General features: G+C 64.8%; 16 protein-coding genes. 13 read left to right on the forward strand and 3 right to left on the reverse strand.

Annotation, left to right across the window (positions count from 1 at the left end; translation table 11 throughout):
* Window positions 1-49: 49 nt before the first annotated feature.
* The 3 genes from CH275_RS02875 to rpmB all read right to left on the reverse strand — a co-directional run bounded on the left by CH275_RS02875 (window position 50) and on the right by rpmB (window position 1,649).
* The gene (locus CH275_RS02875; protein WP_094674952.1) at window positions 50-694 is read right to left on the reverse strand and encodes a phosphatase PAP2 family protein; all 645 of its coding nucleotides are present in this window, start codon (window positions 692-694) and stop codon (window positions 50-52) included.
* Window positions 691-1,263, reverse strand: a complete 573-nt coding sequence (locus CH275_RS02880; protein WP_094674954.1) for a M15 family metallopeptidase — start codon at window positions 1,261-1,263, stop codon at window positions 691-693. The genes CH275_RS02875 and CH275_RS02880 overlap by 4 nt, the downstream gene beginning before the upstream one ends.
* A gap of 194 nt (window positions 1,264-1,457) precedes the next feature.
* Window positions 1,458-1,649, reverse strand: coding sequence for a 50S ribosomal protein L28 (gene rpmB / locus CH275_RS02885; protein ID WP_008717389.1), 192 nt, complete (start codon window positions 1,647-1,649; stop codon window positions 1,458-1,460).
* 275 nt (window positions 1,650-1,924) lie between these two features.
* Between rpmB and CH275_RS02890 the strand changes: the two genes are divergently transcribed.
* The 13 genes from CH275_RS02890 to CH275_RS02950 all read left to right on the forward strand — a co-directional run bounded on the left by CH275_RS02890 (window position 1,925) and on the right by CH275_RS02950 (window position 15,722).
* Window positions 1,925-3,604: a DAK2 domain-containing protein gene (locus CH275_RS02890; protein ID WP_094674956.1), complete on the forward strand. Its 1,680-nt coding sequence runs from the start codon at window positions 1,925-1,927 to the stop codon at window positions 3,602-3,604.
* A gap of 12 nt (window positions 3,605-3,616) precedes the next feature.
* Window positions 3,617-5,893 carry an ATP-dependent DNA helicase RecG gene (gene recG, locus CH275_RS02895; RefSeq protein ID WP_094674958.1) on the forward strand — a complete coding sequence of 759 codons (2,277 nt, stop codon included), beginning with the start codon at window positions 3,617-3,619 and terminating at the stop codon, window positions 5,891-5,893.
* 145 nt (window positions 5,894-6,038) lie between these two features.
* Window positions 6,039-9,455: a pyruvate carboxylase gene (locus CH275_RS02900; RefSeq protein ID WP_094674960.1), complete on the forward strand. Its 3,417-nt coding sequence runs from the start codon at window positions 6,039-6,041 to the stop codon at window positions 9,453-9,455.
* Window positions 9,452-10,006: a 16S rRNA (guanine(966)-N(2))-methyltransferase RsmD gene (rsmD, locus tag CH275_RS02905; RefSeq protein ID WP_094674962.1), complete on the forward strand. Its 555-nt coding sequence runs from the start codon at window positions 9,452-9,454 to the stop codon at window positions 10,004-10,006. The genes CH275_RS02900 and rsmD overlap by 4 nt, the downstream gene beginning before the upstream one ends.
* A gap of 37 nt (window positions 10,007-10,043) precedes the next feature.
* On the forward strand, window positions 10,044-10,532 hold the full coding sequence (coaD, locus tag CH275_RS02910; protein ID WP_094674964.1) for a pantetheine-phosphate adenylyltransferase: 489 nt from the start codon (window positions 10,044-10,046) through the stop codon (window positions 10,530-10,532).
* A 119-nt stretch (window positions 10,533-10,651) separates the two neighbouring features.
* The gene (locus tag CH275_RS02915) at window positions 10,652-11,443 is read left to right on the forward strand and encodes a DivIVA domain-containing protein (RefSeq protein ID WP_094674966.1); all 792 of its coding nucleotides are present in this window, start codon (window positions 10,652-10,654) and stop codon (window positions 11,441-11,443) included.
* Between the two features lie 91 nt (window positions 11,444-11,534).
* Window positions 11,535-12,143: a YceD family protein gene (locus tag CH275_RS02920; protein ID WP_179275937.1), complete on the forward strand. Its 609-nt coding sequence runs from the start codon at window positions 11,535-11,537 to the stop codon at window positions 12,141-12,143.
* On the forward strand, window positions 12,144-12,326 hold the full coding sequence (gene rpmF, locus CH275_RS02925; protein WP_032397784.1) for a 50S ribosomal protein L32: 183 nt from the start codon (window positions 12,144-12,146) through the stop codon (window positions 12,324-12,326).
* A gap of 26 nt (window positions 12,327-12,352) precedes the next feature.
* Window positions 12,353-13,135: a ribonuclease III gene (rnc, locus tag CH275_RS02930; protein ID WP_094674968.1), complete on the forward strand. Its 783-nt coding sequence runs from the start codon at window positions 12,353-12,355 to the stop codon at window positions 13,133-13,135.
* Complete coding sequence (gene mutM, locus CH275_RS02935) at window positions 13,135-14,001, forward strand: bifunctional DNA-formamidopyrimidine glycosylase/DNA-(apurinic or apyrimidinic site) lyase (protein ID WP_094674970.1); 867 nt, start codon at window positions 13,135-13,137, stop codon at window positions 13,999-14,001. Before rnc ends, mutM begins: the two co-directional genes overlap by 1 nt.
* Window positions 14,002-14,125: 124 nt before the next feature.
* A complete protein-coding gene (locus CH275_RS02940; protein WP_032397787.1) occupies window positions 14,126-14,554 on the forward strand; it encodes an OsmC family protein in 429 nt (142 codons plus the stop codon).
* On the forward strand, window positions 14,554-15,450 hold the full coding sequence (locus tag CH275_RS02945; RefSeq protein ID WP_143546672.1) for an SMP-30/gluconolactonase/LRE family protein: 897 nt from the start codon (window positions 14,554-14,556) through the stop codon (window positions 15,448-15,450). The genes CH275_RS02940 and CH275_RS02945 overlap by 1 nt, the downstream gene beginning before the upstream one ends.
* The gene (locus tag CH275_RS02950; RefSeq protein ID WP_094674972.1) at window positions 15,447-15,722 is read left to right on the forward strand and encodes an acylphosphatase; all 276 of its coding nucleotides are present in this window, start codon (window positions 15,447-15,449) and stop codon (window positions 15,720-15,722) included. Before CH275_RS02945 ends, CH275_RS02950 begins: the two co-directional genes overlap by 4 nt.
* Window positions 15,723-15,746: the final 24 nt, after the last annotated feature.

The following is a 15,746-nucleotide window of genomic DNA, read 5'->3' on the forward strand; positions in this document are numbered from 1 at the left end:
GAAGACCTTGTGTAGTAGGGGCAATCGCGATCGGCCAAGGGTACAGGGCTCACACCTGCGCGAGACGTTCGTTGTCGGGGTCGGCCAGCGTCGAATGTCGGGGGTCGGAGATCCTGATCGGAAATGCGGAGACCGCCAGGGCATAGCATCCGACGAGCAGCAGCGCGCCGAGCGCGTCACTGGGGCGGTGCCATTTCAGGACGACGACCGACACGGCAGTTCCGAGGACGAGCAGTGCTCCGTTGATCGCGACGACGATCCGCCAGGGGCGAGCGGTTGCGAGGTAGACCGTACAGACGACAGCCGTGACGCAGGTGAGGGTGCCGCTGGGAAAGGAATTGTGCTGGACGAGGCCGTCCAGGTTCGGTCGATCGAGCGAGTACTTGAGAATCCAGGCCGTCGCAATCGGTCCGAGTGTCATGATTCCCACTCGCAGTGTCAGGGCAATCCTGTTGTTGCTGAACATGATCAGAAATGCGACGAGAACCGCTCCTGCGGCCGAGACCGGTGCGACGAGGTCGACGAATTCGGCGCAGACGTCCACGAGGTCTCCGGACAGTGTTTCGGCGCTCACCATCAGTTCCTGATCCACCGTTTGTCCTACGGTCGTCAACACGCCCAGGTAGTAGACGACGACTCCCAGGTTCAGCAATGCCAGCGCGGCGACCAGACGCCTCGGTTCGACCCGTGTCATCGTCGGCCCTCCGCTCGCTCGTCGGACGGGTCGTCGAGTGCGACCGGGCATGTGTCGCCGGGAGTGGTCGCCATCTCGAAGTGCCACATTTCGTTGGCATAGGTCTGGCACAGGCCGTAGTCGTTGCCGTGTCGGCTCATCCAGTCGGCGGCATCCGTCGGTCCGACATCCACCGCCCGTCCGGTGACATGCTTGGAGTTGTTCGGAGTTTGCACCCATCGTCTGGCTTCGTCGGTGCTGCCGTAGCGGCGTACTGCCTCGTCGAACAAGCGTTGCTGGTACGCCGCGGAGCGCCATCCGGAGGTGACGTACACATCCACTCCGGACGATGTCGCATCGGCAGCAGCGGAGCGCAGCGCTTTCAGCAGAACGGGGTCGAGACGGGCCAGTGCGGGAAGATCGGTGTTGTCGAGGCCTATCCGGTCGTCTATCTCACCGCCGGCCGGCCCCGAGTCGGGCTGACTGGCCAGGTAGTTCGCGGCCGTCGGGGTGTCGGGCTCTGTATTCGAGCATGCCGTGAGCGTCAGCATTGCGAGCGCCGGGACGAAGAGTCTGCGTGTGGTCGCCATGCGTTCGAGACTGCTCGGCCGGTGTCACCGGCCGGTGCCCGTGATTCGCCATCTTCGTCACGGTTCCGATCGGCTGTGTAACAGAACAGAACGGGAGCACGAACGACTGTGCCCCGCCTCCGAGTATCCGGGGGCGGGGCACAGTGCTCGCACGCAGTCGAGGCCGTGGAGGAAAACGAAGAGCGAGGCTCGAATCAGCCCCGGACCACCTTGCCTGCCTTCAAGCAGGAGGTGCACACGTTCATGCGCTTGGAGTTACCAGGCGCAACCTGAGCGTGAACGGTCTGGATATTCGGGTTCCAACGACGGTTGGTCCGTCGGTGCGAGTGCGAGACCGACTTACCGAAGCCGGGCCCCTTGGCGCATACGTCGCAGACGGCAGCCATAGTCGCGAACTCCTTGATAGATGTTGATCGATACATGTGGTCGAAGACATCGAAACGAACTACGTGCAGATGCAAGGATTGCAATGCGTGAAGATCGCCTCGAGGCAACCCTGCAAGAATAGCGGCGCCGCACGCAATCACCAAACTGCCACCGCAGACAGTGCTGTGGGCTCACTGACGGCGCGCCCGAGGATCCTGCCCGACTAAGCTTCGGGCACTGTCCGCGACCGGAGTACGGACAAGGGTATCGATAGACGCGGGGGAGGCTGCTCGACGTGGTCGACGTTCTCGATTCGATCGATGCCGCGGCACTGCGACGGTGGGCCTACCGATGCGTCGATTCGCTCACAGCCCGGTGCGACGAGATAAATGCGCTCAATGTTTTCCCGATTCCGGACTCGGACACCGGTACCAATCTGATGTTCACCTTCCGTGCCGCGGTGGAGTCGATGCGTAGTGCCGGATCCGCTGCCGACACCCGCGCGGTCGGGCGGGCACTGGCAGTGGGTGCGGTAGCCGGTGCGCGGGGCAACTCGGGGGTGATCGTTTCGCAACTTCTGCGCGCGGTCGCGGAGGCCGCAGCCGACGGCCCGTTGGACACAGTGTCGATCCAGGCGATGCTGCGGCGCGCGAACGTCCTGGTCTCCGATGCGGTCAGCGTTCCGGTCGAGGGCACGATGCTCACTGTTCTCTCCGCCGCCGATCGCGATGCGTCGGCCCACGACGCCAATGTCGGTCTCGCGACGCTGGTCGTCGACATCGCCGAGGCAACCGCTCGCGCCCTCGACAGCACGACGGATCAACTCTCCGAACTCCGGGAGGCCGGTGTCGTGGACGCCGGTGCGCTCGGTCTCTCGGTCGTCTTCGACGCTCTGGTCGAGGTGGTGACCGGTCGTACCCCGCCGCGCAGGCGATACCGTCGTCCGCTCGACCACGAACGGTCGCTCGTCGGCGAGACTTCGAGGGCAGCGAGTGACTGTGACGGAGTCGTCGAGGCGGTGCCGGGGTCCTCGCATGGACGCCCACTCGGGTACGAGGTGGTCTACGTCGTCCATGGAATCGACGACTCTCGGGCAACCGCACTCCGTGCAGCTCTGACCGATCTCGGAGATTCGGTGGTTGTCGCGGGCGACGGATCGGGGGCCTGGTCGGCACACGTACACACCACCGATCCGGGTGGTGCTGTCGATTGTGGCATTGCCGCCGGAGATGTTCGCGGCGTGCGTATCTCGTGCTTCGGCATGGTCGAGTTCGCCGCCACGACCGGTGCCGACGCGCCCGGCGGAGCCGCGTTGTCGGTGGGTCGCGATATTTTGGCTCTGGTGGCCGGTGACGGTGCAGCGGGTCTCTACGTTCAGGAAGGCGCGACGGTGGTGCGGTGCGACGAGGCGATCGACTCCTCGGTGCTGCATCGCGCGATCGTCGGAACGAAGCACCGCGAGGTGTTGGTGCTACCGAACGGCGCGTTGTCGGCCCAAGAACTGGTTGCCGTCGGTGCCGCCGCCCGAGCGGACGGCAAGGATGTGGTGATGCTGCCCTGCTCGGCCATGGTGCAAGGGCTTGCTGCCCTCGCTGTGCACGACGCCGCCAGGGCCGCGGTGGACGACGCCTTCACGATGTCCGAGGCGGCTGCAGGCACGAGGTGGGGTTCACTGCGCATCGCGCAGGAGCGATCGCTCACGTGGGTCGGCATGTGCGAGCCGGGCGACAGCATCGGTCTGGCCGGTCAGGAGGTCGTCATCGTTGCCGCTCGTCCGCTCGATGCGGGGTGCCGATTGGTCGACCAGCTCTTGGCCACAGGCGGGGAGCTGGTGACGGTACTCGTCGGGGCCCAGGCGTCGGAGGACTTCGGTGCCCAGCTCGCCGAGTACGTGACGGGCGCGCATCCCGGGGTCGACGTGGTGGTCTACTCGGGTGGGCAGCCGGGCGATCTCGTGCAATTCGGAGTGGAATAGGGAATGTCGGATATGGCAACGCTGGTGGATCGGCTCGATCACGTTCTCGGAGCCGCGGTGGCGACCCCGCTGGCGGAGACCTTCGGTATTCATACCGTCGAAGACCTGCTGCGGCACTACCCACACCGCTACATGACGCACGGTTCCGAGCTCGGCGAGAAGGAGCCGATCGAGGGCGATCACATCACCATCGTCGCGACGGTCGAGTCGGCGACGATGCGCTCGATGAAGAATCGCAACGGTCAGTTCCTCGCCGTGACCCTCGCCGCCGATGGACAGCGCATCGAAGCCACCTTCTTCAGTCCACACAAGCTCAAGCACGTCGTTGTTCCCGGACGACGGGGGATGTTCTCCGGCAAGGTGAAGTATTTCGGCAAGCGGTGGAATCTCACACACCCCAGTTATGTGATTCTGGGCGGCGACGACAACGACGGTGCCGTCGTACCCGCGGGACGCATCGTCGGTGCAGGCAGTCTGGCGGGTCTGGCGCGCGGTGCGGTCGACGCCTCCGGCGCTGTCGACATGTCGGTGTTCGATCGTGCATTCGTACCCATCTATCCGGCCACCAAGGATGTCGAGAGCTGGACATTCATGCGCTGTGTGAGGCAGGTCCTCGACCAGCTCGACGATGTGACCGATCCGCTTCCCGATTCGGTGCGCAGAGAGCGCGGTCTCGTCGACATCGACACCGCGCTGAGGTCGGTTCACTTTCCGGACACCGTGCAGGACAAGGACTCTGCCCGTGAGCGCCTCAAGTTCGACGAGGCTCTTGCCGTTCAGCTCGTTCTCGCCGATCGTCGACGCGATGCGTCCACCCGGGTTGCCGCGCGATGCCCACCCATCACCGACGGCATCGCCGCGGAGTTCGATCGCCGGCTGCCGTTCGAGTTGACCGCCGGGCAGCACGAGGTCGCGGCCGAGATCGCCAATGATCTGTCCGCGCCACATCCGATGTCGCGGTTGTTGCAGGGCGAAGTCGGCTCGGGAAAGACCATCGTCGCGCTGCGCGCCATGTTGCAGGTCATCGATGCCGGTCATCAGTGTGCGCTGCTGGCACCCACGGAGGTGCTGGCCTCGCAGCACGCACGATCGATCCGGTCGATGCTCGGCAGTCTGGCGGCCGGGGGAGAACTGGGATCCCACGAGCTGGCGACGAAGGTCGCTCTGTTGACCGGTTCGATGTCGACTGCGGCGAAGCGGTCCGCGCTACTCGATGCAGTGACCGGCGACGCGGGAATCGTCATCGGTACCCATGCCCTGATCGAGGACCGGGTGGAGTTCCTCGATCTCGCAATGGTCGTCGTGGACGAACAACACAGGTTCGGCGTCGAGCAACGAGATGCCCTGCGGGCGAAGGCTCGCGGCAACACCAGTCCGCACCTGCTCGTGATGACGGCTACCCCCATCCCGCGCACCATCGCGATGTCCACCCTCGGCGATCTCGAAACGTCGGTTCTGACCGAACTGCCACGCGGACGTTCACCCATCATCAGCAACGTGGTACCCGCCCGGGCCAAACCGGCCTGGGTGGATCGGGCGTGGCAGCGCATTCGCGAGGAGGTGTCGGCCGGGCGTCAGGCATACGTGGTCTGCTCACGTATCGGTGACGACGAGGACGCGGAGACCGGTAAGAAGGGGAAAGGGGCGAAGAAAAGCACTGCCTCGGAGGACGGTCCGGAGACGACAGCGGCCCTGGACCTGTACGAAACCCTTTCCGCCGGACCGATGCACGATCTGCGAGTCGGACTGCTGCACGGGCGGTTGTCGGGGGACGACAAGGACATCACGATGTCGGAGTTCAACTCCGGCGAGATCGACGTCCTCGTCTGTACGACCGTGGTCGAAGTGGGAGTGGACGTGCCCAATGCCACGGTCATGGTGATCGTGGACGCCGATCGATTCGGCGTCAGCCAACTCCACCAATTGCGTGGTCGGATCGGCCGAGGCGGGCACCAGGGTCTGTGCATCATGATCAGCTACCTCAGTCCGATGGGCGGAGCGTTCGCCCGCCTCGAAGCGGTGGCCGCGACCAACGACGGCTTCGAGCTGGCCAAGCTGGACCTCGCCACTCGGCGCGAGGGCGATGTTCTCGGTGCCGCGCAGTCGGGCACGGTCAGCGGTCTGCGGCTGCTCTCGTTCATCGACGACGAGGACATCATCGCCGACGCTCAGGATTGTGCCCGGTCGCTGTTCGCCCAGGACCCGTCGTTGGCGAACAATCCCGGCATCGCGTCGATGATGCGCTCGGCCTGGCGATCGGATCGTGTCGACTATCTGCAGAAGTCCTGACCGGGCAGGAGTGGAGCCTGCGGGAACGACGAGCGAAGGCCGCAGGCACTGACTGCACCGTTTCAGTCGTCGAATTCGAGCAATTCGTCCCGAATGGTGAGATCAGTACGCCTCGGAGGCCTGCGCTGCCGGGTAAGTTGAGCCAATGTTCTCCAAAGTTTTGGTTGCCAACCGCGGTGAGATCGCCATTCGTGCCTTCCGCGCCTCCTACGAACTCGGTGCCTCCACCGTTGCGGTGTTCCCGTTCGAGGATCGGAACTCGGTACACCGGACCAAGGCCGACGAGGCCTATCAGATCGGGGAGAAGGGGCATCCCGTTCGGGCCTATCTCTCGGTCGACGAGATCGTCGCTGCTGCCAAGCGCAGCGGTGCCGACGCGGTGTACCCCGGGTACGGATTCCTTTCCGAGAACCCGGATCTGGCCGCAGCGTGTGCCGAGGCGGGCATCACCTTCGTCGGTCCGTCCGCGGATGTGTTGGAGCTGACCGGCAACAAGGCGCGAGCGATCGCGGCGGCGAAGGCGGCGGGTCTGCCGGTTCTGGCGTCGTCGGAACCGTCGTCCGATGTGGACGCGCTCGTAGCCGAGTCGGAGTCGATGACGTTCCCGCTGTTCGTCAAGGCCGTCGCCGGTGGCGGCGGTCGAGGTATGCGCCGAGTGGCCGAGCCCGAGCAGCTGCGCGAATCGATCGAAGCTGCTGCGCGCGAAGCGGAATCGGCCTTCGGTGATCCGACCGTGTTCCTCGAGCAAGCCGTGATCGATCCCCGGCACATCGAGGTTCAGATCCTCGCCGACGGCGAGGGCAACGTGGTGCACCTGTTCGAGCGTGACTGCAGCGTGCAGCGTCGGCATCAGAAGGTCATCGAGCTCGCTCCGGCACCGAACCTGCCCGAAGGATTGCGGGAGAAGATCTGCGCCGACGCAGTCGCATTCGCGAAGCAGATCGGCTACTCGTGTGCCGGTACCGTCGAGTTCCTGCTCGACACCCGCGGAAACCACGTCTTCATCGAGATGAATCCGCGAATTCAGGTGGAGCACACCGTCACCGAAGAGGTGACCGATGTGGACCTGGTGCAGTCCCAGCTGCGTATCGCCTCGGGGGAGACGCTCGCGGATCTGGGTCTGCAGCAGGAGAACATCGTGCTTCGGGGTGCCGCACTGCAGTGCCGCATCACCACCGAGGATCCTGCCAACGGGTTTCGGCCGGACGTCGGACGCATCACTGCGTATCGCACCCCTGGCGGTGCGGGAGTTCGCCTCGACGGCGGTACCACGTTGGGCGCCGAGGTCGGCGCGTACTTCGATTCCATGCTCGTCAAGCTCACCTGTCGCGGCCGCGACTTCGACACCGCGGTGGCACGCGCTCGACGGGCGTTGGCGGAGTTCAGAATTCGCGGTGTCGCGACGAACATCCCGTTCCTGCAAGCTGTTCTGGTCGATCCCGACTTCACGGCGGGTCGCGTCACCACCTCCTTCATCGAAGAGCGCCCGGAACTGCTCACCTCGCGCTCCTCGGGCGATCGCGGTACGAAGATCTTGGCTTACCTGGCCGACGTGACGGTCAACAAGCCGCACGGCGAGCGTCCTTCCTCGGTGTACCCACACGACAAACTGCCCGCGGTCGATTTCTCCGCTCCGATTCCCGACGGTTCGCGTCAGCGACTGCTCGCACTCGGGCCCGAGGGTTTCGCCCGGGATCTGCGAAACCAGAAGGCACTCGGCGTCACCGACACCACCTTCCGTGACGCGCACCAGTCGTTGTTGGCTACCAGGGTGCGCACGAGCGGACTGCTCGGCGTCGCGCCGTACGTGGCGCGCACGACGCCGCAGCTGCTCTCCATCGAGGCGTGGGGCGGTGCCACCTACGATGTGGCGTTGCGATTCCTGCACGAGGATCCGTGGGAGAGGCTGGCGAGCCTGCGAGAGGCCGTGCCCAACATCGCAATTCAGATGCTGCTGCGTGGCAGGAACACCGTGGGCTACACCCCGTATCCGGAGAAGGTGACGCGCAGCTTCGTCGCCGAGGCCACCGACACCGGTATCGACATCTTTCGCATCTTCGACGCTCTCAACAATGTCGACCAGATGCGGCCCGCCATCGATGCGGTGCGCGAAACCGGGACTGCGCTCGCCGAAGTGGCGCTGAGTTACACGGGGGATCTGTCGAACCCGAACGAGACGCTCTACACCCTCGACTACTACCTGACGTTGGCCGAACAGATCGTCGATGCAGGTGCGCACGTACTCGCCATCAAGGACATGGCGGGCCTGCTCCGTGCTCCCGCAGCCAAGACACTGGTGACGGCGCTGCGCTCGAATTTCGATCTGCCCGTGCACGTGCATACTCACGACACTCCCGGCGGCCAGTTGGCAACCTACCTGGCAGCATGGGAGGCCGGTGCCGACGCCGTGGACGGTGCCAGCGCGGCGATGGCAGGCACCACCAGTCAGCCTGCGTTGTCGGCGATCGTCGCGGCGGCGGCGCACACGGACCGCGACACCGGTCTGGATTTGCAGGCCGTCTGCGACCTCGAGCCGTACTGGGAAGCAGTACGAAAGGTGTACGCGCCGTTCGAGTCCGGACTACCGGCACCGACAGGTCGGGTGTACACCCACGAAATTCCGGGCGGTCAGCTGTCCAACCTTCGGCAGCAGGCGATTTCGCTGGGACTCGGTGATCAGTTCGAGACCGTCGAGGCCAATTACGCTGCGGCAGACCGCATGCTCGGCCGGCTGACCAAGGTGACGCCGAGCTCGAAGGTCGTCGGCGACCTGGCTTTGGCGCTGGTCGGTGCCGGCGCATCCGCAGAGGAATTCGCCGAGAATCCCGGTCGCTACGACATTCCCGATTCGGTGATCGGGTTTCTCCGCGGTGACCTCGGCACGCCGGCAGGTGGGTGGCCCGAACCGCTGCGGACCAAGGCGCTGGAGGGCCGCGGCCAAGGCAAGCCGGTGACACCGCTGACCGACGAGGACGAGAAGAATCTCGACGGTACCTCCGCGCAGCGTCGCCAGACCCTCAACCGACTGCTCTTCCCCGGTCCCACAGCCGAACTCGCTGCACATCGCGAGAAGTACGGCGACACGACGCGGCTTTCTGCCAATCAGTTCTTCTACGGCCTTCGACAGGGTGACGAGCATCGTGTGGCCCTGGAGAAGGGCGTCGAACTTCTCATCGGTCTCGAAGCCATCTCCGACCCGGACGAGCGTGGCATGCGCACGGTCATGTGCATTCTCAACGGTCAGCTGCGGCCGGTCTCGGTGCGCGATCGATCCATCTCGAGCGAGGCACCCACGGTCGAGAAGGCGGATCGGTCGAACTCCGGTCACATCCCCGCCCCGTTCGCCGGCGTCGTGACGCTGTCCGTCGAAGAGGGACAGAAGATCTCGGCCGGCGACACCATCGCCACCATCGAGGCGATGAAAATGGAGGCCGCGATCACCGCTCCTCGCGGTGGTTCGGTCACCCGGTTGGCGATCTCGGGTGTGCAGCAGGTCGAGGGGGGCGACCTACTCGTCGTCATCGGTGGGGGGTCGACGGGCGAAGAGGCCGGGAGCGAATGACGCGGATCGTGGCGGGCGTGGCCGGTGGTCGACGATTGTCGGTCCCCGGCCAGGGCACCCGACCCACCTCCGAGCGGGTGCGGGAGGCGCTGTTCAGTTCGCTCGAGAGTCGAATGGAACTGGGCGGTGCCGCGGTGTTGGACCTGTTTGCGGGATCGGGTGCGCTCGGACTGGAGGCGCTCTCGCGTGGTGCGTCGTCGGCGGTGTTGGTCGAGTCGGACGCGCGTGCGGCGGCGGTGGTGCGCAAGAACATCGACTCGGTGGGTTTGCCCGGTGCGTCGGTCAGGTGCGCTCCGGTGGCCTCGGTACTGGCGGGGGCGGCGGATACGGCATACGACCTCGTGCTCGCCGATCCGCCGTACGCCGTCACCGACAGCGCGGTGGCAGGTCTGCTGGACAGACTGGTCACCGGGGGATGGCTCGCGCCCGACGCTGTGGTCGTGCTCGAGCGATCCTCGCGTTCGCCGGAAACCGAATGGCCGACCGGGCTGGTTCCGGAGAAGTCGAAGAAGTACGGCGAGAGTCGAATCGAGATCGCGGCACGATCGTAGCGATCGAACCTCGGGATCGGCTGATAAGTTCGCGGGCATGACTGGCGCACTGTGTCCTGGATCCTTCGACCCGGTGACCAATGGTCATCTCGACATCTTCGAGCGGGCCGCGGCCGCGTTCGACGAGGTGGTGGTGACGGTGATGGTGAACAAGAGCAAGAAGGGCATGTTCAGCATCGACGAGCGGATCGAGATGCTCGAGGTCGCAACGGAGCATCTACCCAACGTCAGAATCGGCTCGTGGTACGGCCTACTGGTGGATTACGCCCGGCAAGAGGGCTTTTCGGCGATCGTCAAGGGTCTGCGCAGTGCCAACGATTTCGACTACGAGTTGCAGATGGCGCAGATGAACAGAACGTTGACCGGTGTGGACACGCTGTTTCTCCCGGCGAATCCTGCGCACAGCTTTCTGTCGAGTTCGTTGATCAAAGAGGTCGCGACCTTCGGGGGAGACGTGACCGGGATGCTGCCGCCGTTCGTCCAGGAGCGGCTGATGGCTCGTATCGCCGAGCGGGCAGCAGACTAGTTCGAGGAGCGACACACCGGGCCGGTATAGCGCAGACGTACGCGTCGGCGGGCAGACTGAGCAGCGCAGCACTGCGAGTGAAGACCGCGCAGTGGCAGATTCGACGATTGGGGTAACCGGTGTACCGCGTATTCGAGGCGCTCGACGAGCTCGTCGCCATTGTCGAGGAGGCGCGCGGCGTTCCCATGACTGCCGGGTGCGTCGTCCCACGCGGCGATGTCCTGGAACTGCTCGACGACGTCCGAGACGCCATTCCTGGTGAGCTCGACGATGCGCAGGACGTATTGGACCACCGCGACAAGCTCGTGGGCGATGCCAGGGCCACCGCGGACAAGACGGTGAGTACCGCCAACGCAGAAGCGCAGGACACCGTCGAGAACGCCAGGGATTCCGCCGATCGGATTCTCGCCGACGCCAAGGCTCAGGCGGACCGGATGGTGGCCGAGGCGTCGGCGCATGCCGAGCAGCTCGTGGCCGATGCCGAGGCAGAAGCCGAGCGAGCAGTGCTCGAAGGACAGCGTGAGTACGAGTCCCTGACCGTTCGCGCGCGAACCGAGGCCGATCGAATGATCGAGTCCGGAACTGCGTCGTACGAGCGGTCGGTAGCCGACGGCACCGCCGAACAGAATCGCCTCGTCTCGCAGACCGAGGTGGTGCAGGCCGCGCACGCAGAGTCGGCCCGGGTGATCGACAGTGCCCATGCCGAATCCGATCGGATGCGCAGCGAGTGCGACGTGTACGTCGACACCAAACTTGCAGAGTTCGAAGAGTTCCTCAGTGGAACCATTCGTTCGGTGGGACGTGGACGCCAGCAACTCCGAACCGGTTCCGGTGTTCCGGAATACGGCAGCGAGCCGTACGGCGAACCCACCTACGGCAATCAGGATCAGGGGCGTCGCAGCCGGCACTGAGCGGCCACGATTTGCCCTCGTATGCACACATGCGTATCGTTGTGGGGTTGCTTACCGACGGTAGGCATTTCGACAGTAAGGAAGATCAGCCGTGCCCCCGCCCAAGAGAACGACCCGTCCTGAATTGGACAACGGATTCGTTCTGGACATCCTCAACCTCGGTCGCCGACCCGGGTCGACGAAGACCATCGAGCGGACGGTTTCGGCTCCTTCCCGAATCGGCCTCGATGCGATCGCCATCGAAGCCGGCGTCCCGGTCTCGCTCGATCTGCAGTTGCAGGCGGTCTCGGAGGGCGTACTCGTCACCGGTTCCGTTCGAGCTGCCACGGCCGGGGAGTGCACACGCTGCCTCGATCCGGTCGGCGGCAACGTCGAAGTCTACCTGACCGAACTGTTCGCTTACCCGAACAGCATCACCGAGGAGACCACCGATGCGGACGAGATTCACCGCATCGTCGACGACCTGATAGATCTCGAACCCGTCATTGTCGACGCAGTCGGACTGGAGCTTCCACTCCACCCTGTCTGCAGTGACGAGTGCGAGGGATTGTGCCCAGAATGCGGCGTTCGCCTGGCGATTGCTGAATCCGGGCACAGTCACGATACAATTGATCCTCGCTGGGCTGGTCTTGCAGCCAAATTTGGCGTGGATCCAGAACCGAGCACAGAACTTGTGAACAACGAAGCCGAGGAGAAGTAAGTGGCTGTCCCGAAGCGCAAAATGTCGCGTTCCAACACGAGGTCGCGTCGTGCACAGTGGAAAACCACTGCGCCCACCCTCGTGACGTGCCCCAACCGCGGTTGCGGCGAGAAGACCTTGCCCCACATCGCGTGCCCCTCGTGCGGCACCTACAAGGGCCGCCAGGTCGTCGCAGCGGTCTGATTTCCGCTTACGTGACCAACGAAGTAGTGGACCGGCACAACAGCGGTTCGCAGAAGAACAGCTCCACTGCCGACAGCGGCGGGGACGACCGAGAGTCGCTCCTCGCCGCTATCGGTGTTTCCGTGTCGGAGCCGCTGTTGACGTTGGCCTTGACGCACCGGTCGTTCGCGTACGAGCACGGCGGTCTACCGACCAACGAGCGCCTCGAATTTCTCGGCGATTCGGTACTCGGATTGGCAGTCACCGAGCATCTCTACGCGGTGCACCCCACCAAGTCCGAAGGTCAGCTGGCCAAGATCAGGGCGAGTGTGGTCAACATGCACGCGCTGGCCGAGGTCGCCCGTGGCCTCGGTGACGGCGGTTTGGGTCGTCATTTGCTGCTCGGCAAGGGTGAGGAGCAGACCGGCGGACGCGACAAGCCGAGCATCCTCGCCGACGGCATGGAGTCGATGCTCGGGGCAATTCACCTACAGCACGGCATCGACGTCGCCCGCACCGTGGTTCTGACGCTCTTCGCCGGCCTCCTCGATCGCGCCCCCAAGCTCGGGGCAGGTCTGGATTGGAAGACGAGTCTGCAGGAATTGACCGCAGACCGTGCACTCGGCGTTCCCGCGTACGAGATATCGTCCACCGGACCGGACCACGACAAGGAATTCACCGCCACAGTGCTGGTCGGCGGTTTCCCTCGTGGCGTCGGGATCGGTCGATCCAAGAAGGAAGCAGAGCAGAAAGCTGCCAGCTTGGCGTGGAATGCACTGTCGGAGAACGACGCTGCGGTTCCGGCCGAGCCTGCATCAGACCCTTCCTGATGCCCGAACTACCCGAGGTCGAGGTGGTCCGACTCGGTTTGGAATCTCACGTCGTCGGCAAGACGATGCGATCGGTCGAGGTACTGCACCCTCGAGCTGTGCGGCGACACGATCTCGGTGGCCTCGATCTGATCGGTCAACTGAGCGGCCAGCGCGTCTCGTCCGCTCGACGACGCGGGAAGTACCTGTGGCTCGTGATGGAACCCGGTGACTTCGCGACTGTCGTGCACCTGGGTATGAGTGGGCAGATGCTGGTGCAGCCACCGACCGCGCCGGACGAGAAGCATCTGCGGATTCGCGCTCGACTCGACGACGGTAACGACTTACGCTTCGTCGACCAGCGAACGTTCGGTGGCTGGGCGCTCGCCCCGATCGTCACGGTGGACGGAACACAGGTACCCGAACCGGTCGCGCACATCGCCCGCGACCCGATAGACCCGCTGTTCGACGCCGAATCCGTGGTGAACGTGTTGCGCGGCAAGCACACCGAGATCAAGCGCGCCCTGCTCGATCAGACAGTGTTGTCGGGGGTGGGCAACATCTATGCCGACGAAGCGCTGTGGCGGGCGAAGATCCACGGCAACCGCATCGCCGAGACTCTGACACGGCCTGCCCTGCGACGACTGCTCACCGCGGTGCACGCTGTGATGGGCGAGGCTCTGGCGCAGGGCGGCACTTCGTTCGACGCGCTGTACGTCAACGTCAACGGCCAATCCGGTTACTTCGATCGTTCCCTCGACGCCTACGGCCAGGAGGGTCTGCCGTGCTCGCGGTGCGGAGCCCCGATCAGGCGTGAGAAGTTCATGAACCGATCGTCTTTCAGCTGCCCCACCTGCCAGCCACGACCGAGATACGCGCGCGCCTGACCGTGAACAGGGCATTCCGCAGGCTCCACTCCTGTCTGAATAGGTCATTCCGCAGGCTCCACTCCCGTCTGAATAGGTCATTCCGCAGGCTCCACTCCCGTGATGCCCGCCTAGTATTTCTGTCATGGCAGAACAGAGCACGCCGACCAACCTCTGGGTCGAGCGCACAGGCACCCGTCGCTACACCGGCCGCAGCTCGCGAGGAGCCGAAGTACTCATCGGTTCGGAGTCGGTCGAGGGCGTTTTCACCCCCGGCGAACTGTTGAAGATCGCGCTCGCCGCGTGCACCGGCATGAGCTCGGACCTCCCTCTCTCGCGGCGACTGGGTGACGATTACGCCGCCACCGTCGAGGTGTCCGGTGCCGCGGATCGCGAGAACGAGCTGTACCCGGAACTGAACGAGATCCTCCGGGTCGACCTGGGCGCGATGGACCCCGAGGCGCAGGAGCGTCTGCTCACCGTCGTCGAGCGCGCCATCGACAAGGTGTGCACCGTCGGGCGAACCCTGAAGGCGGGTACCAAGATCACCTTGGACATCGACGTGGACGCCTGATGAAAGCCAGGGCGGCCGTCGTCGCAGGTCTGATCATCGGCGCGGCAACCGCCCTGGCTCCCGCCGCGGAGGCGTCGAGCACCTGCACTCCGTGGTCGGTGCGCACGGTGGCATCGGGATTCGGGATGCTCGAGAATCTGGAATTCGACGGCCGAGGCTCGATGATCGTCTCCGAGACCTCGCCCATCGGACCGGGGGCTCTACGTACCGTCGCGCCGAACGGGAACCGGGGCACTCTCGTGTCGGGCGTCGAGTCACCCGGCGGACTGGTCCGTAGTGGTGACACGCTGTATTTCACGACCGGAAACAGTGCTGCCGCAGGACTTTTCGATTTCCGAACCGGAACGATCGACGAGATCGATCTCGGCACCGGGGTTCGGTCGACATATGCCTCGGGCCTGGTCATGCCCAACGGGCTCGCGCGATCGGAGGCGGGTGAGCTGTTCACGACCCGTAATCTGGGCAGCCTTTCCGGCCTGACGCGCGTTGCGGTCGACGGTTCGGTGTCGACGGTGCGGACCGATCTGGGATCGGCCAACGGCATCGGTATCGGCAACGGAAAGATATACGTGGCCAACACGTTCGATCCGGAAGCGACGGTGACCGTGCTCGACGAGATGTACCCGGCGGGGCCGTCCTCGCGCATTCGGATCGACGGTATCGGACCGCTGTCGATGTCGGACGATCTGACCGTCGGCGAGGACGGAGCGGTCTATCTCGCACAGAATCTCGCCGGCAGAGTGGTCCGTATCGACCCGGAATCCGGATCGTCCTGCGTGATGGCGACCGGCGTGCCCCTTACCTCTTCGGTCGCCTTCGGCGGGGTGGGATTCGACCCGAAAGCGTTGTATGCCACAAGTTTCGACGGATCCGTCCGAGAGTTGAGACCGGTATGAGCGACGAACGGTTGACGGCGTGGGTGCACGGCCTGGTTCAGGGGGTCGGGTTTCGATGGTGGACTCGTTCGCGTGCACTCGAGCTGGGGCTGGTCGGCCACGCGACCAATCACGCGGACGGACGCGTTCTGGTGATCGCGGAGGGGCCGCGCGATCGCCTCGAGGCGCTGCTCGACTTGCTGCGAGGCGGTCGGACTCCGGGCACGGTCACACTCGTGGTCGAGAGCTGGGATTCGGCCCGCGGTGATGTGGCGGGTTTCGTCGAACGGTGACCACGGCCCGTTCCGGGAGGCTCG

The sequence above is a fragment of the Rhodococcus sp. 06-235-1A genome (assembly GCF_002258785.1).
Taxonomy (GTDB): domain Bacteria; phylum Actinomycetota; class Actinomycetes; order Mycobacteriales; family Mycobacteriaceae; genus Rhodococcoides.